Below are 25,759 nucleotides of genomic sequence, written 5' to 3'. Positions count from 1 at the left end.
ATATCAATTAAGCCACAAATTAATCAGAAACACCCCTACCCTGCGATAGTTATTCAATTAACGCATTGGTGTGGGAACCCATTTCTGGAAACCTTCTAGATGAATCCAATAAGCGTTATAGCCAATAAATCCCCAAATCAAACCGGCTAGTATTAGCACAGCTACACCAATTAATCGCCAAGTTCGATTTTTCCAATAGAGTGTTGGCGCGGCACAGATGCCGCCCAACCCTGTTAAAATAAAGCCGATGCCTGATATCAGTGGTTGTTTTGTTAGCCCCAAGCTGATAATGCGCGAACCGATGACGATCGCCACTAAACCAACGAAAAAAGCATAAATCGCTATTGTCAGTAACTCCCATCCTTGAGAAAGAGCGATCGCCGTTGCCATGAACAACGCACCAAATAAAACGGTAGTTTCCCCAAAAGCAATATTAAAGCTACTAATTACGGGCCAAGTCAAGATCATGTGCAAACCAGTCACAAGAGCGATCGCACCCACAATTCCAAAACCCGGAATCCACTGCTTTTGACGAGGGTTATCTATCCCCTCATACAGATAGTAAGCCAGTAAAAACAACCCGGCTACCATGTTGATCAGCATTAGCGTGATGTAATCGATAAACACAATTCACCTCTTGCTCTGGTTCCGGGTTGCTCAAATAGAAGCGAACAAACTCAAACTAACTCAAAGTACAATATCGCTTCTTAAATTTATTTTCAACTCATCTAAAAATGCTTCACTAACCCGTCTTTTTAATACTTTAGTGAATTCATTGTTTACCGCATCTATCCAATGGCATATCTTTGACTAGACCACTGGTTTGATTTTTCATTGTAACTACTTAAAATTTTTTGTTAGACACTTACTTTATTACCTTTCTTTCCCCATCCGGATCTAACTTTCTTATGATAAACACCCCACTCTTGAATACCCCGTTGCTGAAGAATCGCTTTCGCATCGTCTATTTCATCCTTGACATTTTCTAATACGAGTAAAAAATTACCCTCGAACAATTGAGATTTATAAAATTTGGCTCTTTCTTCAGGAATACCCCTTTTTGCTAAAGCACTACTGATACTGTCTTCTTCACCCATTGCGCTTTTAATCCAGGCATTAGTCAACAAAGATACTTTCTCTAAAGAAAAACCTGCGTTTTTCAGTTCACCAAGGGCAGCTTCGACATCTTGACGAATTGAGAATATACCCACAGCGTATTTGCATGTTGTGAAAACCATTTTTACTTATACTCCTTTTAACCAGATTTAACTTAAGCTATATTGACATATTTTTTCATCAGTCATAAGTATAGCTTTAATACATTGATATTTAATATTGATTCTTAAATTAACTGTTACTTAACATTACGATTTTCTTTCTTTATTTAAGTCAGGAAAATCTCACAAATTAAGTAATTTATGAAAAATATGTCAGCGTATCGTGATAATGTCAAAAAAAGTGCAAAATTTCGCATTCTTCATAGTCACAAGATTTCCAAATTTTAGTTTTAAAACTGATATTTATAGGGCATTGCCCAATGCCCATTGCCCAATGCCCAATTCCCAAGGAGGTATTTATGGCAGGTAAATTAGATAATAAAGTAGCAATTATCACCGGAGCATCATCAGGGATTGGTGAAGCCACAGCGATCGCACTCTTCGCAGAAAAGGCAAAAGTGGCGATCGCCGCAAGACGTGGAGAACTCTTAGATAAATTGGCACAACGCATTGAAGCTAGTGGTGGCGAGGCTTTGCCAATTGTTGCCGATTTGACTGACGAAACTCAAGCGAAGAATTTGGTGCAAAAGGTACATGCTCATTACGGTCGCGTAGATATACTGATAAATAATGCAGGCTTGGCATTAGCTGGTGATATTGATGGCGCGGATACCTCAGATTGGCGACGGATGATAGACATTAACCTTTTGGGAGTGCTTTATGTGACTCATGCTACTCTACCAATATTTAAAGCGCAAAAAGCGGGGCATATCGTTAACATCTCCTCAGTGGCGGGTAGGACAGCGCGGGCGGGCATCGGTGTTTATAATTTGACAAAATGGGGTATCAACGGTTTTTCCGAAGCGTTGCGGCAAGAAGTATACAAAGACAATATCCGCGTTACCATCGTTGAACCTGGGATGGTAGACACAGAAATAGACAGTCATATAACTGATGCGATCGCTAAACAGCGTACCATAGAAAGGCGCAACTCTATCACACCACTGCAAAGCGAGGATGTTGCTGCGGCGATCGTTTACGCAGTCACCCAACCGCAGCGCGTTAACGTTAACGAAATCCTGATTCGACCGACTGAACAAGGATGGTAAGCGTTGTTTCCTTCTATTAAAATTAGGACTTAAGCAAAATTCTCTCTTCCTCATTCCTCTGTGAACTCTGTGCCTCTGCGGTTCGTTTAATTCCATCATATGAGCGTAAGTCCTATAGGATCGGGACTTACGCACTCTTTCACGGATGCGACGAACCGCAGAGAACGCAGAGAACACAGAGAAACAAGAGTTTGAGAGATTTCTGCGTAAGTCCTGTAGGATAATAAAATTTGCCAGATAGCATCTCAACCAATGAATGAATACTTCCGTGCGAATATTGATGCAATGGCTGGCTATGTTCCTGGTGAACAGCCTCAACCTAATAGCCAAATCATCAAACTCAACAGCAACGAAAACCCCTATCCTCCCTCACCGGCAGTGTTGGAGGTGCTGCGTAACTTTGATGCGGAATCGTTGCGACGCTATCCAAATCCGTTTGCACAGGAGTTTCGACGCGCTGTAAGTGAAGCTTTGAAAGTTCCTGCTGATTGGATTCTTGTCGGAAATGGCAGTGATGAGGTGTTAAATTTGGTGATTCGCGCTTGTGCAGAACCAGGACGCAAAGTAGTTTATCCTACGCCTACTTACGTATTATATAGTACGCTGACACAGATGCAATCAGCGGAAATTATCGAAATTCCCTACACTGACGACTATCGCTTACCTTTGGCAGAATTGATTGATGCTAATGGTTCTGTAACATTTATTGCTTCTCCTAACAGTCCTTCGGGACATGTGGTTTCAACTGATGAACTGCGGAAATTAGCAAGTAATTTATCTGGGGTTTTGGTGATTGACGAAGCTTATGTAGATTTTGCTGAGGAGAATGCACTCTCTTTGGTTGCAGAATTTGAGAATGTCATTGCTATTCGCACACTTTCTAAGGGATACTCGTTAGCAGGATTGCGTTTGGGATTTGCGATCGCAAATCCGCAGTTGCTGAGTGGATTGTATAAAGTGAAGGATAGCTATAATATTGATGCGATCGCCTGTAAAATTGGGGCAGCGGCGATAAGCGATCAAGCTTATAAAAATGCTTGTGCAGAAAAAGTTAAGCGATCGCGCACAAAGTTAGCAGCAGACTTGAGACAGTTGAATTTTCAAGTATGGGATTCTCAAGCTAACTTTTTGCTGGTACAGCCGAAAGAAAAAAATGCCGAATATCTATATAAAAGCTTGAAATCAAGGGGAATTTTGGTACGCTATTTCCCCCAGCCTGGAATTAATGATAAATTACGGATTACAGTTGGCACCGATGAGCAAAATCAAGTTTTGGTGGAGACGTTGAGTAATTTGATAAAGTAGGCGATCGCGCTCACTTACACCACATTCCCGTCACCCTAGAAGGGTGCAGCTAAACGAACCAAGTCCGCCTACGCGGACTACGGAAAAATAAGGTTTTTAGCCTGGGTCGGCAGGCTTTGTTCGTATAGCCCCAGGCTTCTAGCCTGCGGGCGTAAAGATGCACCTCAACGCCACTCACCCTGTAAAGTGAAAGCAGACCAATAATAAGGATTTTGCAAACTTGAATTTTCCCAGAACTTCAGTTGTGCTGCACGCAAAGCAACCGTAGGCGACTTGCCCTGCTTCAACAAAAGCGTGTAAAATTCTTGCATAAATTCTGCCGTCCCCGCATCGTCAACTTGCCAAAGAGACACGGCAACACGTTCTGCACCTGCATACATCAATCCTCTTGTCAAGCCTACTAATCCTTCACCGTTGACATCTTTGCCTAAACCGGTTTCACAAGCACTAAGTACGATTAAATCCGCTGCAAAGTCAAGATTGAAAATGTCACCTAGTCGCAGATAACCTTTATTAGCGGGTTTACCTTGTTTGTCTACCAGAGATAAGACAATTCCTGATAATTCTGGGTTGATGGGGTCAGCAAAGCCGTGGGTAGCAAAATGTAAAAAGCGATATTGAGAAAGTTGCTTATTTGTTACCCAGTTGTAGTTAGCATCAAAATCAAAAGCTTGGAGATGTTGAGAAGATGGTACGAGGTTTAAAATTGCATTTGCTTCAGTGCGTGTACCTTTAATTCTTTCCCAGCGTGAGCGATTGAGATTTTTCGCTCCCCGCTTCAAGTCAGATTGTTCGATTTGAGCGCGAAGGTCGAGGTTAGGAACGATACTTGTAGGTTTGCCAGTGATTCGCGTATCATTAACTTCAAATACCGGATCGGCAAGTATAGCGAGGGTTTTGGGTGCGCTTTTTCGTCCTTTTAAGTCAAGTCTATGGTTAGCAATTGTTGTTACTGAAGGTAAGTTGACTATTTCATGGTTGACTATTAGGGGTTGATAAACCTCTGTCTGGGAAATAGGGCGTTTTGTAGAGACGTTTTGCTGTCTGGTCTCTACGTCATTTAATGCCGCAAAGGGAATCTTCTGTAATTCCCCATCAGCAACAATGACTAAGCGCTTTTTCCCTAACTTGTCAACTACAGGTGCAAGGATGAGTTTACTCAGTTTAGTTGCAGATAAAGTAGATAAAGCTGTTAAGTCCCCTGCTGCGTTTTGTTGCAAGTTGCGTCTAAATTCCGTGGCTGCTTTTTCTATCTCTTTCCGTTTGGGAAGTTCGTAGCTGTCGATAGAGTTGGGAGTTACAGCCCAAAGATAACTGCGTTCTTCACCCAAGGAATATTCTAATAATAGGGTATCTTTATCGAGTTGTTGCTGAATTTGCGGTAAAGTCAATGGTTGGGGATATTGCAGCGCTGCGTATTTCGGGCTATTCGTGCGGATTTTGGTTTGTAGTTCTTTCTGTTGAGTGAGGAGAGTTTCAAGTTCTTTTTTAAAGTTTTCTTCTGCGGTTTCCGTTTGTGGTTTGTTAGATAACTCTTGTATTTGTTTTCCTATAGCTTCAATTTTTAATTGCAAGCGCTTTTCTTCTTCCAGGAGTTGGGGGTTAACGCCTTTACGAATATTTGCTCTAGCTTCGGTTAACAGTTCAATTAAACCACGGGCGCGAGAACTTTCACTGGCGTGGAGTGCTTCGGCGTTATATCCTTTTGATGGCTCTTTTTTGTGCAGTTGCATCAACAAGTCGATGTAGAATTTATAAACGCCCTGTTGAGAGGCAAAGTAAGATGTTCGCAGGTCTTGGCTATCAACTTTAGTGCGTAAATCTTCAATAATATTTATTGCTGCTTGAATTTGAGTCAGGGCTTGTTGGAGATTGTCGCGATCGCGTTCTACAGAAGCGATATTAGAAAGGGTGCTAGCTTCCCCCGCTTTATTGCCCACTTGCCGCGATAAGGGTAGTGACTGATTGTAGTAATTGAGGGCTTGTTGCTTCTCGCCTAAACTATTGTAGACTCCGCCAATATTGTTGAGAGTGCGAGCTTCCCCTGTTTTATCGCCCACTTGCCGCCTTAAGGGTAGTGACTGATTGTAGTAATTGAGGGCTTGTTGCTTGTCGCCTAAATTGTTGTAGACTAAGCCAATACCCGTGAGGATGGTAGCTTCCCCCGCTTTATTGCCCACTTGCCGCGACAAGGGTAGTGACTGATTGTAGAAATTGAGGGCTTGTTGCTTGTCGCCTAAAGCGTGGTAGACTAAGCCAATATTGTTGAGTGTGGCAGCTTCCCCCGCTTTATTGCCCACTTGCCGCGACAAGGGTAGTGACTGATTGTAGAAATTGAGGGCTTGTTGCTTGTCACCTAAATTGTCGTAGACTAAGCCAATATTGTTGAGAGTGGCAGCTTCCGCCGCTTTATCGCCCACTTGCCGCGACAAGGGTAGTGACTGATTGTAGAAGTTGAGGGCTTGTTGCTTGTCGCCTAAATTGTCGTAGACTAAGCCAATATTGTTGAGTGTGGTAGCTTCCGCCGCTTTATCGCCCACTTCTTGCCACAACGGTAGTGACTGATTGTAGAAATTGAGGGCTTGTTGCTTGTCGCCTAAATCGTTGTAGACTCTGCCAATACCTGTGAGGGTGCGAGCTTCCCACGCTTTATTGCCCACTTCTTGCCACAAGTGTAGTGACTGATTGTAGAAGTTGAGGGCTTGTTGCTTGTCGCCTAAATCGTTGTAGACTGAGCTAATATTGTTGAGAGTAGTAGCTTCCCGTTCTTTATCGCCCACTTGCCGCGATAAGGGAAGTGACTGATTGTAATAGTTCAGGGCTTGTTGCTTGTCGCCTAAATCGTTGTAGACAAAGCCAATATTGTTGAGTGTGGCAGCTTCCACCGCTTTATCGCCCACTTGCCGCAATAAGGGTAGTGCTTGTTTCCATTTCTCAAGTGCCTGTCGCAGTGATTCTGCTGTGCCTTGCTTAAGCAGTTGAAATCCCTCAACATAGAGGCGTTTCGCCGCTGCGCGAGTTGCTTGAGTAGAAGGAGTTTCCGATCGCTGTGCTATCTGCACACTCGTGCTGCGAGTCGCTGCCACGGTTGATAAAAAGACACCATTGAGTAATAAAATTAAACTGTAGCGGGTAAAACTGGGTAGCAAGCACCAGAAAATCCGCTGAGACTTTGCACCTTTATTCATTGTTCAGCCTCAATAAGTTATTCTTCAGATCCCCGACTTCGTAAAGTTGTCGGGGATCTTGTGAATGCGATATGAGCAAATGATTTAATTGACTTCAGATAAATTACTGAAGTTTGATTGTTATCTTACAGGCATTCTCAAATAGATATGCGATCCGTTTCTAATTTTGTAACGAGGTGGGGGATGTACTTTGTACAGGATGAGTGTATGAGCGATTCTCCAAAAGAAACGCTTCTCTACGAGAGGCTCCGCCAAAGCGATCGCGTTTTTAAATGCAGGGGGATGTATTAACATAACATGGCGATGTATTAACCTAACATCGCGATGTATTGGCATAACATCGAGATGTATTGGCATAACATCGCGATGTATTGGCATAACATCGCGATGTATTGGCATAACATTGCGATGTATTAACATAACATTGCGATGTATTAACCTAACATTGCGATGTATTAACCTAACATTGCGATGTATTAACCTAACATTGCGATGTATTAACCTAACATGGCGATGTATTAACCTAACATCGCGATGTTTTGGCATTGCAGGGTATTGCCAAGACATCTTATGGGTGATTTGTCGGACATCATATGACGAGATGGGGGAAAGCGATAAAATTAGTTCTAAGCTAGAAGGACGAAATCATGAACACAGGTATGATTGCCAAAGTGACAGTTGATGGAAAACTAGAAATTCCGCAGGAGGTGTTAGCGAAGCTTCAGCCTGATACTGAATATGAAGTTTTCGTTAAAGAAGATGAAATTGTGTTTAAAAAAACTCACAAAGGCTTGACACTGAAAGAATTAAGACAAAGAGTGATAGAAGCTGGTTCAGATCCAAACCAACCAACGCTCGAAGAAATTAGTCAAATCGTCAAGGAAGTACGCCAAGAACTTTGGACTGAAAAATGAGGGTTGTAGTTGATGTTAATGTTTGGATTTCCGCATTACTTTGGGGAGGAGTTCCAGATCAAGTTTTGATACTGGCAGAAGAACGGAAAATCATTATATATGCTTCTGAAGCTTTATTTCTGGAACTAGAAACTACTCTACGTCGCACAAAATTTCAGTCTAAAATTCAGTCTTTAAATTTAAAAGTAGAAGATGTAATCAATGCCACAAAAGATGTAATACAGTTTTGTCCAACTATCTCTGTAGATGCTCCTCAATTGCGCGATCCTAAAGATACAATAGTTCTCGCTGCGGCTATTGCTGCAAATGCCGAGATAATTATTACTGGTGATTTAGATTTACTTGTGCTGACTGAATTTAATGGAATTCCAATTTTGACAGTACAAGATTTTCTCAATTCTTATTTTTCAGATTAATTATTTATAATCTCATATTTTGTACCCAAAGCTATTTCATTGTTTCAAATTCTCGCACTCCCTTACCCCCAACCCCATTCCACACGATTGTAGAGACGTTCCGGCGGAACGTCTCTACGAGGGTTTTTGGTAAAATGAGGACGATCGCCTGCAACATATCAGCGACACCATCACCCCCAAACCGCACATATATAAAGCTTTGATTATTTCTCCAAACTTTTCCCACGCATGGAGATTTTTTTGCTAATATTGTAGTACAATTGTTCTAGTTTGAATCGACGACAAATGAGTAAAGGCGATCGTCATCCTCTTAATACCTCAGATTATTTTATAAAAAAATCTTTGTTTCAACCACCCCTAAGTCTATTCTAAGGTTCAAAATATTTGAATTTCCCGCAGGGGTAAGGCTTCACCATCAAATTAATCATCTCACACCTACCTAAATATTTAGTCTCATGTTACTGAAGACACAAGAGAAAGGTGCAATTGCAACCAAAGTTGATCGGGCAATTGCTCAAACTTCGATTGAGCAATACGCTGAAGAAAATAGAAGCGTTGACGCGAAAAACTTCTACTTTCGAGCGCTGTCTGATGCCACCGAAACTATTCTACGTTATGCTTTCTTTTTAGCTGACTTGAAAAAGACGCACTCGAAAAGACAGTATAAACAAATACTTTCACAGTATGGTTTTTCAGGTGAAGAGAAAAAATATCTGAAGGTAGCAGCAGCTTTTGAAAAATTCTCTCCGGATAATTTAGCACCCATCGAACCAGCAACAATATTTTTACTAGCACAAAATAGCAATAAATACCAGCTAGTACTCGATCAATTGCTGGATTTAGCAGAAATTTCCCAACCTGCGGTACGCGAGTTAATTAAAAAGCACCGCACTCCCAAGCAACCAAAACCGCAAAAACCCAGTATTTGGCGTCGCACGAAAAATGGCGCTAGATATTGTCAAATTCCCCCAATTCATGAAGTAGATGAAAGAACCGGAACCACGCTACAAAAGATGATGGATGAAGAGGGATTATTACCACAACAAATCGTCGCGGAAGCTATAGCTTTACGTTTAGCATATCAGCAAGGGCGGATAAAATTCGTGGAAGAAGCAGCAAATTAAGTTTAATTTATTGCGGATACAGCTTTGATAAATATATGGCGATCAACTTTGTGGCGATCGCCATTTTACGTTTAATATTAAATTATGAAAAACTCTGCGTTACTTTGCGCTTACTCTGCGTCCCTCTGCGTTTAAAAACGCGCTCGGTTTTACGCAAAATACTAAAATTGAGTTGTATCAAGAATATAACAGAGACTGTCATATGCTAAATGCAATTGAGTTTCAAGCAAAAATTCAAAATGGTTTAATTCAGATTCCTGAAGAGTACAAACAAGAACTCGGTGAAGGAGATGATGTTAAAGTAATTGTTTTAGTCACAAAAAAATCATCTCGACAAAGAGACATTATTGATGAATTGACTGAAAACCCTATTCAAGTAGATGATGTACTCAACCGTGAGGAAATTTACAACCGATAATTATGAGTGATGATGCATCTTTTATTGATACGAATATTTGGCTTTATCGTTTGTTTGACAACAAAAAGATGGAGGTTGCAGAAATAGAAATAAAGCGTAACATCGCTATTTCAATTACAGAGGGTGAAGGAATAATTATCAGCACCCAGGTTGTGAATGAAATTTCTAGCAATTTGCTGAAGAAAGCAGCTTTTAACGAAGTCCAAATCAAAGCTGTAATTCAATCGCTTTATCGTCGTTGCACTGTAATAGAATTTAACCTGACTATTTTAGAATCTGCATCGGATATTCGCAGTCGATATAATTTATCTTTTTGGGATGGTTTGATTGTTGCTAGTGCTTTAGTAGCAGAAGCGAGTGTTCTCTATTCTGAAGATATGCAGGATGGATTAATAGTAACAGGTCAATTAGAGATTGTAAATCCGTTTAAATGAAAGGATTTTTGAAGTTAAGTTAGACGGGAGTTTTGAGTCATGACCCAAGTTAACTACGCTGCAATGAGTGACCAAGAGTTAAAACGCTATATATTAGCGCATCGGGATGACCAAGAAGCATTTTACACCTATATGGATAGGCGGCATTCTCGACCTGATAAAGTTGTAATTAAATTTGACGATCCAAACTGGTAAGCAAAGGTGCTAGCAGCTATTCTGTGAGAAACTCGATCAAAATATTTAGCAACGATCGCTCGCTTCTACACCCCAATCAAATCGAATAATAAAGCGGGAAAGACTTTGCATCTTTAGGCTTGACATACACTCGCTGTTGTGGTTCCAAGTGCAATTGGTCAAAGCGATCGCGTGTTAAATGCGCTGTCACCACTTGTCCATCATCTAAAGTTAATTCTACCTGAATTTCCCAACCTAAATGTATCAACCTGCTTACCCTAGCTGGTGCAGTTGAACCGTTGGGAGAAGTTTCTATAATTACATCTTGCGGACGTAAAAACATTTCTGGGTTTGCCGAATCAAATCCGTTACCTTGGAAAATCCGCGAAGAACTCGGCAACACATTCACAGGTCCAATAAAGCTCATCACAAACGCCGAAGCTGGATGATCGTAAATGGATGCTGGTGTTCCTACCTGTTCCACACGTCCTTTATTCATCACCACAATCTCATCGGAAACTTCCATCGCTTCTTCTTGGTCGTGAGTGACAAAAACTGTGGTAACATGTACTTCATCATGGAGGTGTCGTAACCATGCGCGTAAGTCTTTACGGACTTTCGCATCAAGTGCGCCAAAAGGTTCATCGAGTAATAAAACGTTAGGTTCAACAGCTAGCGCTCGTGCCAATGCTACCCGTTGTCGTTGACCGCCAGAAAGTTGCGAAGGATAGCGATCGCCTAATCCACTTAATTGCACCAACTCCAACAACTGCTCTACCCGCGCTTTAATTTTCGCTTTCGGTGCTTTGCGAAGCTCCAAACCAAAGCCAACATTTTTCCGTACAGTCAGATGCTTAAACAAAGCATAATGCTGAAATACAAACCCAATATTGCGATCTTGCACGCTTTGATATGTGGCATCCTTACCAGTGAGAAATATTTTGCCACTATCCGGCATTTCCAAACCGGAAATTAACCGCAGCAGCGTAGACTTTCCCGAACCCGACGGTCCAAGCAAAGCCACAAGAGAGCCACTCTTAATTTCCAGATTGACATCATCAACCGCTTTGAAACTGCCAAATTGCTTGGATACGTTTTCAACTACAATGCCCACTGATTCTGCACCTCTGCAACTAATCACCCGTTCGCAGGTACGTTAACGGTGTTATATACATATATCACACACAGGTGCTTTTAGATTAATAAGATTGAAAGTAGATAGTGGTTAATGGTTGTTGGTTAGTAGGAGCTTTGTTGTTGGGAGCGTCAAAAATGCAACTACCAACGCTTCAACTATCAATTAACCACTATCCAATAACGTGAGAGCGTAAAATATGTGTGAAATTTTGACTAAGAGTATACATTAGTCTGAGTAAAGCGGCAAGTCAAAAGACATCATTGTTAACGCATTTTCGCGGAATTCCCCATCCGCCACGCGGTGGGGATGGTGTGCTGTGCTAAAGTTGAGGGTTCGATGCCCTCAACTTTAGCAAATAATCCCTGACTGCTTCACGAACCAACTCGTTAATAGATCTTTCAACCTGTTGACTAGCGTTTTGCAAGTCCTTATGTTCTTGATCAGAAAAACGAATATTTAGCGCTTTCATAGTTGCCATTTGGTACTATATTGATGCTATTATAGTACTGGTCGATGACCCACTCACACGACTCGTAACAAACGGCTACAGTAGCAGTAATATGCACAGCCTCGACTAAGAGCGTGAGAAAGGAGGAAAGAACAAGACCGCTGGTTAGTCAGGTTACGTCCGACTGTGAAATATAATCCAAGCCTTGTTGTACGAAACAGTTATCTGCCCCTGGAAGAGGGGCGGCTGCGCGGGTTCCCACGAGGGATAAAGGTAGCAATACCAGAGATGCTGTGTCAGACTCAGATCGTCTTCAGTGACGAACATTCAGCAATGAATGTACCTAACAGAGCAACGGCAAATGAGACGCGAAGCCCCATCCGCCATGCGGTGGGGTACTTCACTCAAGAGTATCAGGATCTATGCCAAGCGATCGCAATTGTTCCGCCATCTTTTGCGATCGTTGTTCTGCTTGTTTAATTCGTTCTTGTGGTGTGGGATATCGTTTCAACTGCTCATCATACCAATACATCCATTCTCGCGTCACCCCGCAATAATTTCCCCGTTCGCAACCAATTCCTAAATTAATCTCTGGTAGCCAAACGGGATTTCCTTCTTGTAATTCATACTTACCATTAACTAACCGATGCACTTCCAAACGCGGTTTGCGGCGACGGCGAGATGAATAAATTACATAATAAAGTACACCCAAAGCTGCATATTCATCTAATTTGGTGCTGTATTCTTTGCGATAATTTTGAGAAACTACTTCTAGCACCAAAATAGGAATAACATTTTCATCCCACAGTACATAACTGGGGCGTAATTCTTCATAAACGCGCTCTACCCCTAAGCTGAGAAATCCATCTGGTACAATCGGCGGTTATCGTGGTGATAATAAATACCCATATCTACGCCAAAAAACCAGTCCATGCGCTCTGACCAAAGTATCAGCAGTATTGCTTTCAACAACCCTGGTATTAATTATTGCAGTTCGTTATCTACAGGTGTTTCGTCATCGGGTAGTTCTTCGGTTCTAGGCAAGTACCTCGGCAGATTAAATAACATGGCTGGTTTTTTTGTAAAACTCGAAGATGATTATAACGATTTTCTCTTCTAGTAGAGGCACAGCTTTTAGGAATGGGGAAATTTCCGCACTTGATATTCAGCGGACTCGACAATAGGATAAGATTTTCCCATTGCTGCATCAAACGTCTTCGCGATCGCCTCTAAATCAACTTTGGGTATAGCGTGCCAATGTTCGCGAGTTTGCCAACGAATTATCAGCACAACTTCTGTGGGATCGTTGGGGTTGATCCAAACCTATGAAGCGATAAATCCTGGATACTTAGCCAGCGCTGCTGTCCATATTTCTGCATTATGTTTGAATATATTTTTCTCGCAGTTTGGGCGGTATTTTCACCTTGAGTAGTTCGATAACCACACCTTTAATTCCTTATATAATAGTGCAAATTTGCCAAAATAGAGCTGTAGGCTAAAATAGCGCTTGTTTTTAGCATAGCTTTAATTACCTACACACAAAAGCAAGAATCGGCTTGTTTAAAAAAAGTAATAGGAAAAAAATATGGACAACAACAATTGGGTGCAACAATTATTAATGGTTGGTATTGGTACAACCTCTTTGGTAGCAGACAAACTCAAGCAAGTGGGCGATGATTTGGTCAAAGATGGCAAGCTGAATCCCGAACAAGCCAAAGCGGTAATCGATGATATTGCACAGCAGTTAAAGTCCGAACAGGGCAACTTTGAAGGCAACATGCAACGGCAAATGCGAAATATGATGCAGGATTTGGGTGTTGCTCGCCAGTCAGAAGTGGACGAACTACGCGGTAGAATTGATCGTCTGGAGCGTCAAATTCGCGATTTAGAAAATAAGCTCTGGCGTTAGGATGCGCTTTCTGATTTAAACTAAGTTTTGTCCTACTGGTAAACAAGAATCCTAAACCACGTATGTAGGGAGGACTGATGAATGAAAGCAATTTTACTTAGCGTGGGTTTCATGCTGGTCTGTGTAGTGGTTTTAGTATTGGCTCAAGTTGGCGGAAAACAGAATACATCTGTTGCTGCACCTTTGAGTGAAACTACACCAGCGTCCACTACTGTAACTGAAAACAATATTCTGATAGCGAGCAAAACTATGGCTGATGAAAATGCCGTCACTACCCCCTCTGGATTGAAGTACGTCGAAATAGTAGAGGGGACTGGTGACACTCCTAAAACCGGACAAAAGGTGACAGTACACTACACCGGCACTTTAGAAGATGGTACAAAATTTGATAGTTCACGCGATCGCAACCGTCCCTTCGACTTTAAACTCGGCGTCGGACAAGTCATCAAAGGTTGGGACGAAGGACTTAGCACTATGAAAGTAGGCGGTCGTCGCAAATTAATCATCCCCCCAGAGTTAGGTTATGGTGCGCGTGGTGCTGGTGGTGTCATTCCACCTAACGCTACCCTGCTTTTTGATGTGGAATTGCTGAAGGTTGGGTGATTGGTAATGGGTAATGGGTGATTGGTAATGGGTAATGGGTAATGGGTAATTGGTGATGGGTAATGGGTTTTTTCCAATTCGCACGTTCCCAATTACCGCGTTCCCAAACTTAATACTACTGAAAGCGTAGTTGGTGGGAAATTCAACCAACTACTAACCTTTAATCAACAACTTACTCGTTTGATTCTGTAAATAAAGACTCTAAATTTCGATAACCACTAATTACACGCACAATTTCAACTTCACTGTTTATAACTCGGTAAAGGATAATGTAATCATCTAAAGGAACACCCCCTTAAATCAGGTTTAATATTTCCGTAACTCCGTCCCATATTGGGAAAATTAGCTAAATATTTACACTTTTTATCAAACTCATCAACAAAACGCTCTCCAGCATCAATATTTATACTAGCAAAATAATCAATAATTTCTTCTAAATCTTGGCTTGCTTCTGGAGAGATAATATGTTGTTTCATCCTTGCTTTTCTCTCGCTTTACGCAATTTTTCTCGTAGTTGCTCAACTACAACTTCCCCATCAATACCTTCTTTTCTATCCAACTGAACAATCGCAACCTCAACTTTTTGTCGTGTTTCTTCTACCCACTGCTGATAACCTTTTTCCCAGTCTAATAGCAGCTTCAAGGCTTTACTAAGTACTTCTTCGGCATTTGCGTATCTACCTGTAGCAATTTGCGCTTGGATAATTTGCTCTAGTTCAGGTTTTAGTTGGATATTCATGATTTCTACTTTTAGTTTATTTACAGCTTTAACCTTGTTATAACAACACTCTTAGTGTTCAACCAAGGTGCTAGGTATTTTTATGATTAATTCTTTTTACCGCAATTAATAATTACTTGGTTTAGCTAAATTTTTAAACTTAGTAAACAGCGGGTCAAACAAAAGTTTCACAGTTCCTGTGGGACCATTGCGGTGTTTAGCGATTATCACTTCTGCCACACCGCGATCGGGTGTATCTGGCGTATAATATTCATCTCGATAAAGCATAATAACTAAATCGGCGTCTTGCTCGATCGAACCCGATTCTCTTAAATCAGACAACATCGGACGCTTATTAGTACGCGCTTCCACACCTCTACTTAGCTGAGATAAAGCAATAACTGGCACACTTAATTCACGAGCTAAACCTTTGAGATTGCGCGTAATTTTAGATAATTCTTGTACGCGATTATCGCCCGCACCTTCCATTAATTGCAAGTAATCTATGACAATTAATCCTAATTCTGTTCCCTTTTCTGCTTGCAAACGTCGCGCTTGACTCCGCATTTGTGTAACTGTAATATTCGGCGTATCGTCAATATAAATTGGCATTTCTGAGAGTATACCAATAGCACGGCTTAAAGATTCCCACTGAGTTTGGCTAATGCGTCCACTCCGCAAATAACCACTTTCAATTTGCGCTTCACTAGCTAATAATCGCTGTACCAATTGCTCTTTTGACATTTCTAAACTGAAAAAAGCAACGGGTAATTTATAAGAAGTAGCAACATTATGAGCTAGATTGAGACAGAAAGCGGTATTGTGAACACAAATATCATTGGCGACAAAATTGTGTGTCTCTGGGATTGTTAAGTCATAAACTTGTTTGCATCCCATCGATTCAATGGAAACTATTTCATCCCAGTACACATCACTCGCTGCTAACTGCTGAAGTGGCAAATTTTCTAAAGTACTTGCTAATATCCACAGTCTTTCTCGTGATAAAGCACGTTTACCAACATGGATATTTGAATACCCTTGAATTCCGGCACGTTGAGCTAAAAGAGTCCAAGGTTCATTACCTTTAGCTGTTGTTATCTGTTGCCAAATTTCTATTGGAATGAGGTCACGATTTGTTTGATATCTCTTTTTAGATATTGCATCTGCGACCTTAGTTAATGCTTCTTCTTTGCCAAAAATCCCAATTTCTGAGATAAAAGTTTTGATACTCTGGGCATCAGTAATATCTAATTGCCAAGCTTGTCTGCGAGTGTCTTTATATTTCACAGAGCGTTTTTTCAGACTGGCAATAATTCCAAATCGCAATAATAAATGTTGTATTTGTCTAGCTAATTTTTCGCTGACAGTACAGTAGCCTAATTGCGATTGACCGCTTGTAAGTAATGTAGCCCATCCATCGGTTGCAAACAAACGATTGAGGAATAAAGAAACTTGCGATCGCTCCAATTTAAAAATAACTTGCGGAATGATTTTGGCATCAGCTTTTTTGCCCCATAACCCTATGTTTTCCAACCATGTTGTTAAAGGATTCTTTTGCCCTTGACACATCGCAGCCGTAAGTATTGGTGTGCGTAGGCGTAGCCCGCCGCAGGCATCGCTCCTAATTTCTATCCTAACTTTCAACTTATCTGAAAAGCTGGTAATAGCGTAGGTAAAATCATTTTGAATGCGAGAGTTAATATTAGTAAATTCTGGTGTGGAATCTGTCAAGCACCCATCACCTATGAAATATGCCAATAATTTAACTTCACATTCGCGGATAGTTTCTGTACCAAATACATCGATTTTATGAGGTACAGCAATTTTATCGCCTACTCTTAATTCTGAAAGTTGTCGCCATCCATTGATGGTTAAATAAGGATGGGTGATAGTAGTTTCAATATATCGTCCCAAGCGAGTAGTAACACCAAAAATCGGTTTAATACCATCATCAACAAAGGCTGAAGCTTGAGTTAGATGAAATTTCCAATCATCTCCTAAAGTTATTAACTCAGCTTGCTGACGATGATATATTTCTTTAATAGTTGAGATACTCCCGTCACTCAAAAGTATTTCCGCATTTTCATGCAAGCATTTTCCCATTGACGGTCTGCCAGCGACAATGATTAAATCAGAACGCTGAAAGCCGGTTGTCATCGCATCTAAATCATAAAATCCGCAGGGAATACCCGGTAAAGCTACTCCTTGATGACGATCTTCAATATCCTGATAAGCATTAATTAAAATGTTCTCAATGTGAATTAAACCTGATTGCGGACGTTCTTGAGTTACGTTGAAAACTTTCTGTTCTGCTTGATCGAAAACTATTGGTAATTCGGTTTCTGTCTGGAAACCGAGATGGACAATTTCATTACCAGTTTTAATTAACTGACGCCGGAGATATTTTTCTGTTACGAGCGATGCTAAAGCGTCGATGTTAACAGCGGAAACGGTGCGATCTACAAGAGAGGCTAATTTATTTCTGCCACCAATGCGGGCAAGCATATCATGGTCAGCTAGCCAATTAATCACCGCCAGCAAATCCGTGGGTTTATGTTGAGCGTGGAGACGCAGCGCTGCTTGATAAATGTCTTTATGAGCGCTAATATAAAAAGCTTCTGGAATAAGACTTTCGCTAACTCGTCCGATCGCTTCAGGATCTAATAAAATTCCCCCCAAAACCGCTTCTTCCGCTTCGATGTTTTGGGGTGGTAAGCGATCGCTTCCATCACCTTGAAAACTTAGTTCTTCTGCCATAAATAATTTTATATATATATTTGGGATTTTATATCTCAAAATCCCTTTTAATCAGGTGTAGATGGGCATTCCTTTGTAGTAAGGGCTACCCTACGGGAAAGCTTCGCTAACAGCCCTTAAAACCTTGATTTGAGCGGTTTACCGCTCACTACGTTGTTTGAAGTTTAATTTCACCCACTTACAAGCGCGACAATTTGCTAAACATTCAACAGCAAACTTTAGAACCACAGACCAACACAAATTAACAGAGTGTGTATCTGTGGTTTAAAATCAAAAAGCTGTTAGTTAGATACGACTTCAATATCGATTTGCGCGGTTACTTCCGAATGCAGCTTAATTTCAGCTTTGTAAGTACCTGTTTGGCTAATATCAGGTATAGTAATACCGCGTCGATCTACTTCTAGTCCTGCACTTTCTTTAATTGCATCAGCAACTTCTTGAGTAGTGACAGTACCGAAAATCGCTTCACCTTCACCAACTTGCTTGGCAATTCTCAAGCTAGCAACTTTTTCCAAAGCTGCTTTTTGTTCAAGCGCTTGTTGCTTGAGTTCTAATTGCCGCTGACGTTCCACCTCGCGACGGCGTTCAACTTGCTTTAGAATACCAGGAGTAGCATTAATTGCCAACTTCTGTGGAATCAGATAATTACGAGCATAGCCAGGAGCAACTTCTACTAAGTCACCAGATTTTCCCAGCTTGTTGACATCTTGGTTTAAAACTAACTGTATGCGTTTCGCCATCGTTTTTCGTTTCTCTTTTTCCGGTAAAATCTCTCACATCTTAGCTTTGGGCAGGGTAACTCACATAATTTGTAGCTGTGTTCCCACAAGCTAATCGGAGCATATAGCTTTAAGCTTAAAGATCCTAGCTTCATGTAGGGTGCGATCGCAACCATTAGCCACAAGAAAATTCTACCCGCTTCCCAAAGTCAATAGTCCACAGTCCATAGTCCAAGGTTATTAACTCCTACTTTCTTCTCGCTACAAAATTACCTACCTTTTTCTTTCTTTTCTTACTTTGTGTACTTCGTGCCTTTGTGAGTCCAGCCCCCGTCTTGGACGCCACTTGCTTTATGCCGGGAGACCCGTCCACCGCAGTGGCTCCGCTTTCCGTCACGATGGGGGACTGGCGAACCCGTTCGCGCAGCGTCTCCCTTTGGGAGAAGGGCGGTTCGTTAATAGGTAATCTACCTTGCACCGAACACCTAGCGGCGAACAAGCGTGACAAGAGTAACTCCTAACTCTTAACTAAAATTTATCCTTCATCCCCCGCAAACGCGCAAAGGTTTGTACTGGGTCGCTACTCTTAACAGATGATTGTAACGTCGGCTGCTCCCAACGTAAAAAGGGATTTGTCCGCTTCTCCACCCCCAGTAGCGAAGGAACAGTAGCTTCTCCCCGACTGCGGTAAGCCTTCACTTCATCATATCTATTTTGTAAATCGGCGTTCTCTGTATCTACAGTCAGGGCAAATTGAAGATTTTTTAAAGTGTATTCGTGGGCGCACCAAACCCGCGTATCATCCGGTAGAGAGCGTAGTTTACTCAGGGAATCCACCATTTGTGTAGGAGTTCCTTCAAATAAGCGACCGCAACCCCCAGCAAACAGCGTATCACCGCAGAATAATTCCCCCGTTTCACTCGGTTGCGCTGGGGGAAAATAGTAAGCGATGTGAGCGCGGGTATGTCCGGGAACAAAGACAACTTCCCCGATTCTGTCTGCAAACTGAACGTGGGAACCTTCTACAAGAAATACCTGCTGTCCTGGTATTCTCCCCCGATCCTCGGCACCAGCATAAACCGTCACATCCGGGAATTTTTGCATTAAGTGTTTATTGCCACCAACATGATCCTGATGATGGTGCGTGTTAAAAATCGCCACCAACTTAGCGTTTAGTTTAGCAAGTTGCTTTAATACTGGTTCAGCCTCCGCCGGATCGACTACAGCAGCGATATTTTGCTTTGGCTCGAAAAGCAGAAAGATGTAATTGTCTGATAACGCCTCAAGACGAAATACCTGCATGACAATAGCCTCCCTCATTCTATGTTTGAGTTAGCAGCGACAGGTCTACCGAACGTTTTAAGTTAACTTTGGTTACCTTCACAAAGTATATTAACTATTTTTTAATTATAACTTTTTACGCATATAATCTCCAGATTGTCAACCGTATTTGATTGGAAATATATTATCTACACCTTTAGACAGAATTCCTTTGTAAAGAGTATGCAAAGTGAAATTTATATTGTTATCGTGTTTGTCAAGATACGAACAAGTCTGAGTATTTCCAAAAATCATACATATTTGCTCTCAGTTGTTAGTTTTCAAAATCTTTCAATTTCTATACAGTTCCCTTTTGCAAAAAAAGGGTGAGCAAATACTACCTTTCTTTTTTTGGCATCCAACCGGAGGAATATGAATTACCAAAATTCTACGTACACAGACGTTAGTAATCAATGTAAATTAACTGTGAAAAAGATTGTAGATCGAATTCTCCGCTCAGGAAAGATGAGTCGTCAAGACCATATCCTGCTTACCTCTACCGTACTTGCTGAAGGTAATGTCAGCGAAGTAAACCGTCGCCAAATTAATCGCGTATTTGATCGTATCCAGACAGGTCAGCTAAAATTAATTGACTGGTAGCATCCGTAGATAATTGTGGCTATTTATCTATTTAGAAGTCAACACTAAAAAAGTTAATATGCCACTATCATTATTTTTAATAACAAGTAATAAGTCTATAGGATGTAAATACAAGAATTAAAACGATGGATGTAAATAAGTATTAATAAATATTGCTCAGATTCAGAAATAGCAATAATATTTTTCTGAGTGGCTACCGTGATTTTACTGATTATTTTTCATATATCAGCAAAATAAGCTTGATTTATCCGTGAATTTTCTATTGAAATGGTAGCAGATGTAAGGTTAGATTGATTTTGATTTTTCGGCTTGCAAGTAACATAAAATCTTTACATCCCGTATCACCAATATTTAAGTGTTACTTTTAAAACAAGGGTGTGATGAATCTACTACTTTTTTGCACACATTAACAACAGCAAAGTCTTGTGAGTTTACAGCAAAGCAAAACTCAATTGAAAGTTTCCATACTTGTCAGTGACCTATCGAGCGCTGGAGCTGGAAGGTGGGGAGGTGGAGGTGTTCGTTCATTTTTACTAGCTCAAGCACTCCAAAAGCTTCAATATCAAGTAGAAATTTTAGGATTTGTTTTTGGCGACGAGCCAGCAGTAATTCCTCAATCGGAAATTCCAGTTAGTAGCTTTGTTGGCTACAACTATCCAAAATTTATAGTATCAGCTTCTCAGCTTCTGAAAAAACTTGATGGTGATATTATTTATGCAATGCGACCGAAACCAACAACCTTCGGTTTATCTTTGCTAAAAAAATTAAATAATCATCGACCTCTAATTTTAGATATAGACGACTGGGAACTCAGTTGGCATGGTGGCGATAAGTGGCAATATCGCCCTTCAATTAAGCAATTTGCTAGAGACGTTTTTAAATCAGATGGTGCTTTGAGATATCCGGATCATCCGCTTTATTTAAAGTGGGTTGAAGGGATGGCACAAAATGCTAATGCGATTACAATTCACACCCACTTTTTAAAAGAGCGATTTGGTGGCTTTTATTTGCCCAATGGTAAAGACACTACTTTATTTAATCCCTCACGCTACGATCCTCAAGAAAGTAGAACACGTTATGGACTTAATGGCTATCGCATTTTAATGTTTCCTGGTGCGCCAAGACCATACAAAGGTGTTGAAGATGTATTGATCGCGCTAGATAAACTAAATCAGCCAGATTTAAGACTGGTGATTGTCGGTGGCAGTCCTTATGATAACTATGATGCTGAACTCACTGAAAAATGGGGACGCTGGATAATTAAATTACCAAAGCATCCATCTTCAGAAATGCCTGCAATCGTGGCAGCAGCGCACGTTATTGTTGTCCCCCAGCGAGATACCCCAGCAGCTTTAGCTCAGTTTCCATTGAAATTAACCGATGGAATGGCAATGGCAAAGCCAGTTTTAGCAACACGGGTAGGAGATATTCCTGATATTTTAGGTGAAACTGGTTATCTAGTTGAGCCAAGTTGCCCTCTTGAAATAGCCGAGAAAATTCAATACATATTCCAACATTTAGATGAAGCAAATGAGCGAGGAAAGCTAGCTCGAAAAAGATGTGTGGAGTACTACAGTATTGATGCAATGACAACTACCTTAGGAAACATCATGCAACAGATATAGTAGTGCATGGATGTATAAGTGTCTTTCACGGTATTATTAAAACGTAATATTATTAAAGTAAATACATACAGTATGTTGGGCAATAAGCTACTAATCAAATTTGCTAAACCTTATCCTGGCTGGATTATTATAACAATAATCTTGGGGTTTTCTGGAGCTTTATTTAATGGGATAAGTACAGCACTAATTGTACCAGTGATTTTAAAAATCGTCGGACAAGAAGTGAATTTAACCAGCGCTCCTGGTATTCTCAAAGTAATTCTGTATCCGTTTGATAAGGTATCGGAAAGTTACAGATTACCGTTGATGGCAGGAGCAATTATATTCACAATTATTTTAAAAAATGGTGCAACTTATGCTAGTACGTTAGCATCTAGTACTTTAACGCGAATGCTGACCTCGGATATGCGAGAAGCGGGAGTGAAGTTATTACTAGAAATTGACATAGATTATTATGCCAAGATGAAAGTTGGTGATTTAATCAATCGTCTTGGTGGAGAAATTGCCCGTGCTGCTAGTGCTATAGGGAATGCAGTTAAATTAGTTATTCTCGGAATTACAATTTTAGTTTTTGTTGGCTTTTTGTTATCAATTTCTTGGCAATTGACAATTGCTGCTACGTTTTTGCTGTCTTTGGTAATGCTAATTAATCAGTATGCTATAGGTCGTTCCAAAAAGTTTGGTCAGCAATTGTCAGAGATGTCTAAAGCTTATTCAGTCAGTACACTAGAAACTTTGAGTGGAATTCGCTTAGTCAAGGCAACTGGTAATGAAGAGAAGGAATATCAAAGAATTAAAAAACTAATTCGCGATCGCGAAAAAGCAGAGTACCAATCCCAGGCTAATTCAGAGATAATCGCACCAGTTAGTGAGGTGATGGGAATTACGGCTTTACTGCTAATTGTGTTTTTGAGTCGCACCTTTTTTGCAGCACAAATTGCGTCACTTTCAGCGGTTATTTTTACATATTTATTGGTGCTTTTGCGACTTCTGCCGTTAATTTCTCAGTTAAATACTGTCCGCAGTGCTTTTGCTAATACCGCTGGTAGTGTAGATATGGTGACAGAGTTTTTACGATTGGATAATAAACCTTTAATGAAGAGGGGTGAGTTAAACTACACAAAATTAGAGAAAGGAGTGCATTTTCATAACATTTCGTTTTCTTACCCGAATCAAGAAAAGTTGGTGTTGAAGGATGTCGATTTATTTTTACCGCGTGGTACTACTTTAGCTTTAGTAGGTGGTTCGGGTGCGGGTAAGTCAACGCTTGCAGACCTTTTACCAAGATTTTATGACCCGATATCTGGCAGTATTACGATTGATAAAACTGACCTGCGCGACTTTGATATTACGTCTTTACGGAAAGCGATGGGAATTGTTAGTCAAGATACGTTTTTATTCAATGATTCGGTGCGGAATAATATAGCTTACGGAAAACCAGAAGCTACAGAAGATGAAGTTATTGCAGCAGCGCAAAGGGCAAATGCTTATGAGTTTATCAGCAAATTGCCTCAGGGATTTGAAACGATGATTGGCGATCGCGGTGTGATGTTATCTGGTGGACAAAGACAAAGATTAGCGATCGCGAGGGCATTACTGCAAAACCCGGAAATTCTCATTCTCGATGAAGCTACCAGCGCTTTGGATACCGTTTCTGAACGTTTGGTACAAGCTGCAATTGACGATCTAAGTCGCGATCGCACTACTTTAGTAATTGCACACCGACTTTCCACAGTCCAAAAAGCCGATCAAATTGCTGTCTTAGATCAAGGACGTGTCGTTGAGGTGGGAACTCATGAAGAACTGTTAAGCAAGAATGGCTACTATTCGCGTTTGTACTCAATGCAATTTAGCGATCGCTCGGAAGTGAACAGCAAACCTCATCAAAGCTTGATTCGGATTTCTCATGAAATGCGATCGCGTCTTAACTCGATGATTGGTTTCTTGCGCTTAATACTTGATGATATGGTAGACAATCCCCAAGAACGTCAAGAACTAATTGCAGAATCTTACAAATCTGCTTTTAAAATTCTCAACGCTGTTGATGTTTTTGACGATATTGCTAACCTGCAAATCAAATACCAACCTGTATCATTTACATCAAAAAATTACGGTGAAACTATTGATAGTGAAATCTTAACTCATTTCTCTAAAGAGTTTCGGACAATTCTCAATGACATCCTTAGTTCTTTGCGATCGCTAGCAGACAATTTGGTAGAAAATCCCCTAGAGCAAAATCAACTTTTTGAAGAAGCTTGTGAATCAGCAATACATCTACTAAACAAAATAGAATATTTGGAGGATAGCATAAAGCCTTAAATTCTCCCGTAAAACAATGAAATAATTGTATCGATTAATTTTCATTACAAAACAATAACTACCAGAAAAATACTTGACTTAATATCATGAAAACATCTTCCCAAAGAAACAATTATATATTTTTCACGAGAAATGTTTTAACTAAACCAGAGGCAAAGTTAGTGCAGGTAGCAAATTCTGCCAACGCAGCTGCTAACTTGGGTTATTCAACCGTTTTAGTTTACAGCCACAAAGGATTAACATCTCATAACCCTATTAGTTTAATTCGTCCGTTTTCACCCAGAAAACCCGAAGAAAAACTTGCCAAGCTTTACAACTTACAAGAAAAACTCAAAGTTGCTCCTCTTTCAATGCCTTGGTTCGTAGATAAATTTGGTGGCAAATTGACAAATTCTAGCACCCTTATATCAAAATACTATTTCCCCTTTCATATTCTTCCTACCACTAAAATAGTCCATACTCGCGACTGGAACTTTGTCAAAGTAGCAATAAGGCACGGAATTCCCGCAATTTACGAACACCACCATCACGAAGACAAAAAATTTGAACCAGAAATTGTCAAAAATCCACTTTTTACGATTGCTATAACTGTTGCCGATACAGTTAGAGAAAGCATGATCCAAAATGGAATGCCACCTGAAAAAGTTGTCAAAATGCATAATGGTTACAGTCAATTGTTTGCTACCAGACAACCGGAAGCAGCTGAAGAATGGCGAGAAAAACTGCTTCAAGATAAATACCAACATATGGTTGTCTATTCTGGAGCGCTGTATCCATTTAAAGGGGTTGATTTATTAATTGATGTTGCCAAAGATTTACCGCACGTCCAATTTGTATTTGCCGGCGGAAAAGAAGAGCAAGTGCAAGCTTATCAGCAGATGGCAAGAGAAAAGCAAGTTACCAACACGACATTTTTAGGCTACATAGAACACCACAAGTTAGGAAGTTTGCTGCAAGCTGCTGATATTTTAGCTCACCCTCATTGTTCGGGAAATGCATCAACTTTTACCTCTCCTCTGAAGTTTTTTGATTATATGGCTGCTGGTACACCCATCGTCTCAACGGAGATTCCACCATTGATGGAATTTAAGCCTGCAAATGTTGTGGCTGCTTGGTGCGAACCAGATAATCCACAAGAATTTGCCAGATGTATTAAACACGTTTTAGAAACCCGTCCCAGAAAAATCGAAGGCTATTCAAATAGTCTTGAGTTCGTCAAGCAGTTTACTTGGGAAAATAGAATCCAAAAAATTCTTAGCTATGTCGATGATTCTATGCGTCCAGTGGCAATGAATTGAGATTAA

At 40.6% G+C, this 25,759-nt stretch carries 25 protein-coding genes and 2 pseudogenes; 15 read left to right on the top strand and 12 right to left on the bottom strand.

What is annotated here, in order from left to right:
• Positions 1-57: 57 nt before the first annotated feature.
• Together AABK37_RS09710 and AABK37_RS09705 are read right to left on the bottom strand one after the other, a co-directional pair.
• Positions 58-627: a DUF981 family protein gene (locus AABK37_RS09710; RefSeq protein WP_432551360.1), complete on the bottom strand. Its 570-nt coding sequence runs from the start codon at positions 625-627 to the stop codon at positions 58-60.
• Between the two features lie 230 nt (positions 628-857).
• Entirely contained in the window at positions 858-1,238 is a 381-nt protein-coding gene (locus AABK37_RS09705; RefSeq protein ID WP_432551359.1) for a hypothetical protein, read from the bottom strand.
• A 299-nt stretch (positions 1,239-1,537) separates the two neighbouring features.
• Here AABK37_RS09705 and AABK37_RS09700 point away from each other — a divergent pair, with 299 nt between their 5' ends.
• Both AABK37_RS09700 and hisC read left to right on the top strand, forming a co-directional pair.
• On the top strand, positions 1,538-2,326 hold the full coding sequence (locus tag AABK37_RS09700; protein WP_432551358.1) for an SDR family NAD(P)-dependent oxidoreductase: 789 nt from the start codon (positions 1,538-1,540) through the stop codon (positions 2,324-2,326).
• Between the two features lie 252 nt (positions 2,327-2,578).
• A complete protein-coding gene (gene hisC / locus AABK37_RS09695; RefSeq protein ID WP_432551357.1) occupies positions 2,579-3,631 on the top strand; it encodes a histidinol-phosphate transaminase in 1,053 nt (350 codons plus the stop codon).
• A gap of 164 nt (positions 3,632-3,795) precedes the next feature.
• On the opposite strand, the gene AABK37_RS09690 is transcribed toward hisC, so the two are convergent.
• Positions 3,796-6,819, bottom strand: a complete 3,024-nt coding sequence (locus AABK37_RS09690; protein ID WP_432551356.1) for a CHAT domain-containing protein — start codon at positions 6,817-6,819, stop codon at positions 3,796-3,798.
• Positions 6,820-7,466: 647 nt separating this feature from the next.
• Here AABK37_RS09690 and AABK37_RS09685 point away from each other — a divergent pair.
• Together AABK37_RS09685 and AABK37_RS09680 are read left to right on the top strand one after the other, a co-directional pair.
• Entirely contained in the window at positions 7,467-7,733 is a 267-nt protein-coding gene (locus tag AABK37_RS09685; protein ID WP_432551355.1) for a hypothetical protein, read from the top strand.
• Complete coding sequence (locus AABK37_RS09680) at positions 7,730-8,149, top strand: putative toxin-antitoxin system toxin component, PIN family (protein WP_432551354.1); 420 nt, start codon at positions 7,730-7,732, stop codon at positions 8,147-8,149. Before AABK37_RS09685 ends, AABK37_RS09680 begins: the two co-directional genes overlap by 4 nt.
• A gap of 31 nt (positions 8,150-8,180) precedes the next feature.
• On the opposite strand, the gene AABK37_RS09675 is transcribed toward AABK37_RS09680, so the two are convergent.
• Positions 8,181-8,375: a hypothetical protein gene (locus tag AABK37_RS09675; RefSeq protein WP_432551353.1), complete on the bottom strand. Its 195-nt coding sequence runs from the start codon at positions 8,373-8,375 to the stop codon at positions 8,181-8,183.
• A 235-nt stretch (positions 8,376-8,610) separates the two neighbouring features.
• Here AABK37_RS09675 and AABK37_RS09670 point away from each other — a divergent pair, with 235 nt between their 5' ends.
• The 4 genes from AABK37_RS09670 to AABK37_RS09655 all read left to right on the top strand — a co-directional run bounded on the left by AABK37_RS09670 (position 8,611) and on the right by AABK37_RS09655 (position 10,320).
• On the top strand, positions 8,611-9,273 hold the full coding sequence (locus AABK37_RS09670; RefSeq protein ID WP_432551388.1) for a hypothetical protein: 663 nt from the start codon (positions 8,611-8,613) through the stop codon (positions 9,271-9,273).
• A gap of 202 nt (positions 9,274-9,475) precedes the next feature.
• Positions 9,476-9,691: a hypothetical protein gene (locus tag AABK37_RS09665; protein WP_432551352.1), complete on the top strand. Its 216-nt coding sequence runs from the start codon at positions 9,476-9,478 to the stop codon at positions 9,689-9,691.
• A 2-nt stretch (positions 9,692-9,693) separates the two neighbouring features.
• Complete coding sequence (locus tag AABK37_RS09660) at positions 9,694-10,125, top strand: PIN domain-containing protein (RefSeq protein WP_432551351.1); 432 nt, start codon at positions 9,694-9,696, stop codon at positions 10,123-10,125.
• A 39-nt stretch (positions 10,126-10,164) separates the two neighbouring features.
• Complete coding sequence (locus AABK37_RS09655; RefSeq protein ID WP_432551350.1) at positions 10,165-10,320, top strand: DUF6887 family protein; 156 nt, start codon at positions 10,165-10,167, stop codon at positions 10,318-10,320.
• A gap of 76 nt (positions 10,321-10,396) precedes the next feature.
• Here the strand turns inward: AABK37_RS09655 and AABK37_RS09650 are convergent, their stop codons facing one another.
• The 3 genes and pseudogenes from AABK37_RS09650 to AABK37_RS09640 form a co-directional block, all read right to left on the bottom strand.
• A complete protein-coding gene (locus AABK37_RS09650; protein ID WP_432551349.1) occupies positions 10,397-11,413 on the bottom strand; it encodes a sulfate/molybdate ABC transporter ATP-binding protein in 1,017 nt (338 codons plus the stop codon).
• Between the two features lie 872 nt (positions 11,414-12,285).
• Positions 12,286-12,953 (bottom strand): annotated as a pseudogene (locus tag AABK37_RS09645) (Uma2 family endonuclease).
• Positions 12,954-13,019: 66 nt separating this feature from the next.
• Positions 13,020-13,329: pseudogene (locus AABK37_RS09640) on the bottom strand (TIGR03792 family protein).
• A 141-nt stretch (positions 13,330-13,470) separates the two neighbouring features.
• Between AABK37_RS09640 and AABK37_RS09635 the strand changes: the two are divergent.
• Positions 13,471-13,794, top strand: coding sequence for a phasin family protein (locus AABK37_RS09635; RefSeq protein WP_039752394.1), 324 nt, complete (start codon positions 13,471-13,473; stop codon positions 13,792-13,794).
• Positions 13,795-13,875: 81 nt separating this feature from the next.
• Positions 13,876-14,397, top strand: a complete 522-nt coding sequence (locus AABK37_RS09630; protein WP_432551348.1) for an FKBP-type peptidyl-prolyl cis-trans isomerase — start codon at positions 13,876-13,878, stop codon at positions 14,395-14,397.
• A 275-nt stretch (positions 14,398-14,672) separates the two neighbouring features.
• Here AABK37_RS09630 and AABK37_RS09625 read toward each other — a convergent pair whose 3' ends face one another.
• The 4 genes from AABK37_RS09625 to rplI all read right to left on the bottom strand — a co-directional run bounded on the left by AABK37_RS09625 (position 14,673) and on the right by rplI (position 18,612).
• Entirely contained in the window at positions 14,673-14,873 is a 201-nt protein-coding gene (locus tag AABK37_RS09625) for a type II toxin-antitoxin system RelE/ParE family toxin (protein ID WP_432551347.1), read from the bottom strand.
• Positions 14,870-15,136, bottom strand: a complete 267-nt coding sequence (locus tag AABK37_RS09620) for a ribbon-helix-helix domain-containing protein (RefSeq protein WP_432551346.1) — start codon at positions 15,134-15,136, stop codon at positions 14,870-14,872. Before AABK37_RS09620 ends, AABK37_RS09625 begins: the two co-directional genes overlap by 4 nt.
• Before the next feature lie 105 nt (positions 15,137-15,241).
• A complete protein-coding gene (gene dnaB, locus AABK37_RS09615; protein ID WP_432551345.1) occupies positions 15,242-17,872 on the bottom strand; it encodes a replicative DNA helicase in 2,631 nt (876 codons plus the stop codon).
• Positions 17,873-18,153: 281 nt separating this feature from the next.
• Entirely contained in the window at positions 18,154-18,612 is a 459-nt protein-coding gene (rplI, locus tag AABK37_RS09610; RefSeq protein ID WP_039752392.1) for a 50S ribosomal protein L9, read from the bottom strand.
• 332 nt (positions 18,613-18,944) lie between these two features.
• Here rplI and AABK37_RS09605 point away from each other — a divergent pair, with 332 nt between their 5' ends.
• A complete protein-coding gene (locus AABK37_RS09605; protein ID WP_432551344.1) occupies positions 18,945-19,112 on the top strand; it encodes a hypothetical protein in 168 nt (55 codons plus the stop codon).
• A gap of 7 nt (positions 19,113-19,119) precedes the next feature.
• Here AABK37_RS09605 and gloB read toward each other — a convergent pair whose 3' ends face one another.
• Entirely contained in the window at positions 19,120-19,893 is a 774-nt protein-coding gene (gene gloB / locus AABK37_RS09600) for a hydroxyacylglutathione hydrolase (RefSeq protein ID WP_432551387.1), read from the bottom strand.
• A 390-nt stretch (positions 19,894-20,283) separates the two neighbouring features.
• On the opposite strand from gloB, the gene AABK37_RS09595 reads away from it, so the two are divergent.
• The 4 genes from AABK37_RS09595 (at position 20,284) to AABK37_RS09580 (ending at position 25,753) form a co-directional block, all read left to right on the top strand.
• Positions 20,284-20,511, top strand: a complete 228-nt coding sequence (locus AABK37_RS09595) for a hypothetical protein (protein ID WP_432551343.1) — start codon at positions 20,284-20,286, stop codon at positions 20,509-20,511.
• Between the two features lie 425 nt (positions 20,512-20,936).
• Positions 20,937-22,136 carry a glycosyltransferase family 4 protein gene (locus AABK37_RS09590; RefSeq protein WP_432551342.1) on the top strand — a complete coding sequence of 400 codons (1,200 nt, stop codon included), beginning with the start codon at positions 20,937-20,939 and terminating at the stop codon, positions 22,134-22,136.
• Positions 22,137-22,208: 72 nt separating this feature from the next.
• On the top strand, positions 22,209-24,455 hold the full coding sequence (locus tag AABK37_RS09585) for an ATP-binding cassette domain-containing protein (RefSeq protein WP_432551341.1): 2,247 nt from the start codon (positions 22,209-22,211) through the stop codon (positions 24,453-24,455).
• An 86-nt stretch (positions 24,456-24,541) separates the two neighbouring features.
• Positions 24,542-25,753, top strand: coding sequence for a glycosyltransferase (locus AABK37_RS09580; protein ID WP_432551340.1), 1,212 nt, complete (start codon positions 24,542-24,544; stop codon positions 25,751-25,753).
• Positions 25,754-25,759 lie beyond the last annotated feature (6 nt).

Origin of the sequence: Tolypothrix sp. VBCCA 56010 (genome assembly GCF_050875635.1) — a bacterium.
GTDB lineage: Bacteria > Cyanobacteriota > Cyanobacteriia > Cyanobacteriales > Nostocaceae > Hassallia.
Note: the sequence above shows the minus strand (reverse complement) of the source record. Positions and strands in the feature narration are given on the sequence as shown.

Bases quoted from the DNA above. Each gene is read 5' to 3' on its own strand.
- AABK37_RS09680 (WP_432551354.1), top strand. From the start codon at position 7,730: ATGAGGGTTGTAGTTGATGTTAATGTTTGGATTTCCGCATTACTTTGG.
- hisC (WP_432551357.1), top strand. From the start codon at position 2,579: ATGAATGAATACTTCCGTGCGAATATTGATGCAATGGCTGGCTATGTT.
- dnaB (WP_432551345.1), bottom strand. From the start codon at position 17,872: ATGGCAGAAGAACTAAGTTTTCAAGGTGATGGAAGCGATCGCTTACCA.
- AABK37_RS09705 (WP_432551359.1), bottom strand. From the start codon at position 1,238: ATGGTTTTCACAACATGCAAATACGCTGTGGGTATATTCTCAATTCGT.
- gloB (WP_432551387.1), bottom strand. From the start codon at position 19,893: ATGCAGGTATTTCGTCTTGAGGCGTTATCAGACAATTACATCTTTCTG.
- AABK37_RS09630 (WP_432551348.1), top strand. From the start codon at position 13,876: ATGAAAGCAATTTTACTTAGCGTGGGTTTCATGCTGGTCTGTGTAGTG.
- AABK37_RS09655 (WP_432551350.1), top strand. From the start codon at position 10,165: ATGACCCAAGTTAACTACGCTGCAATGAGTGACCAAGAGTTAAAACGC.
- AABK37_RS09605 (WP_432551344.1), top strand. From the start codon at position 18,945: ATGCCGGGAGACCCGTCCACCGCAGTGGCTCCGCTTTCCGTCACGATG.
- AABK37_RS09620 (WP_432551346.1), bottom strand. From the start codon at position 15,136: ATGAATATCCAACTAAAACCTGAACTAGAGCAAATTATCCAAGCGCAA.
- AABK37_RS09685 (WP_432551355.1), top strand. From the start codon at position 7,467: ATGAACACAGGTATGATTGCCAAAGTGACAGTTGATGGAAAACTAGAA.
- AABK37_RS09625 (WP_432551347.1), bottom strand. From the start codon at position 14,873: ATGAAACAACATATTATCTCTCCAGAAGCAAGCCAAGATTTAGAAGAA.
- rplI (WP_039752392.1), bottom strand. From the start codon at position 18,612: ATGGCGAAACGCATACAGTTAGTTTTAAACCAAGATGTCAACAAGCTG.
- AABK37_RS09690 (WP_432551356.1), bottom strand. From the start codon at position 6,819: ATGAATAAAGGTGCAAAGTCTCAGCGGATTTTCTGGTGCTTGCTACCC.
- AABK37_RS09580 (WP_432551340.1), top strand. From the start codon at position 24,542: ATGAAAACATCTTCCCAAAGAAACAATTATATATTTTTCACGAGAAAT.
- AABK37_RS09595 (WP_432551343.1), top strand. From the start codon at position 20,284: ATGAATTACCAAAATTCTACGTACACAGACGTTAGTAATCAATGTAAA.
- AABK37_RS09635 (WP_039752394.1), top strand. From the start codon at position 13,471: ATGGACAACAACAATTGGGTGCAACAATTATTAATGGTTGGTATTGGT.
- AABK37_RS09660 (WP_432551351.1), top strand. From the start codon at position 9,694: ATGAGTGATGATGCATCTTTTATTGATACGAATATTTGGCTTTATCGT.
- AABK37_RS09700 (WP_432551358.1), top strand. From the start codon at position 1,538: ATGCCCATTGCCCAATGCCCAATTCCCAAGGAGGTATTTATGGCAGGT.
- AABK37_RS09585 (WP_432551341.1), top strand. From the start codon at position 22,209: ATGTTGGGCAATAAGCTACTAATCAAATTTGCTAAACCTTATCCTGGC.
- AABK37_RS09665 (WP_432551352.1), top strand. From the start codon at position 9,476: ATGCTAAATGCAATTGAGTTTCAAGCAAAAATTCAAAATGGTTTAATT.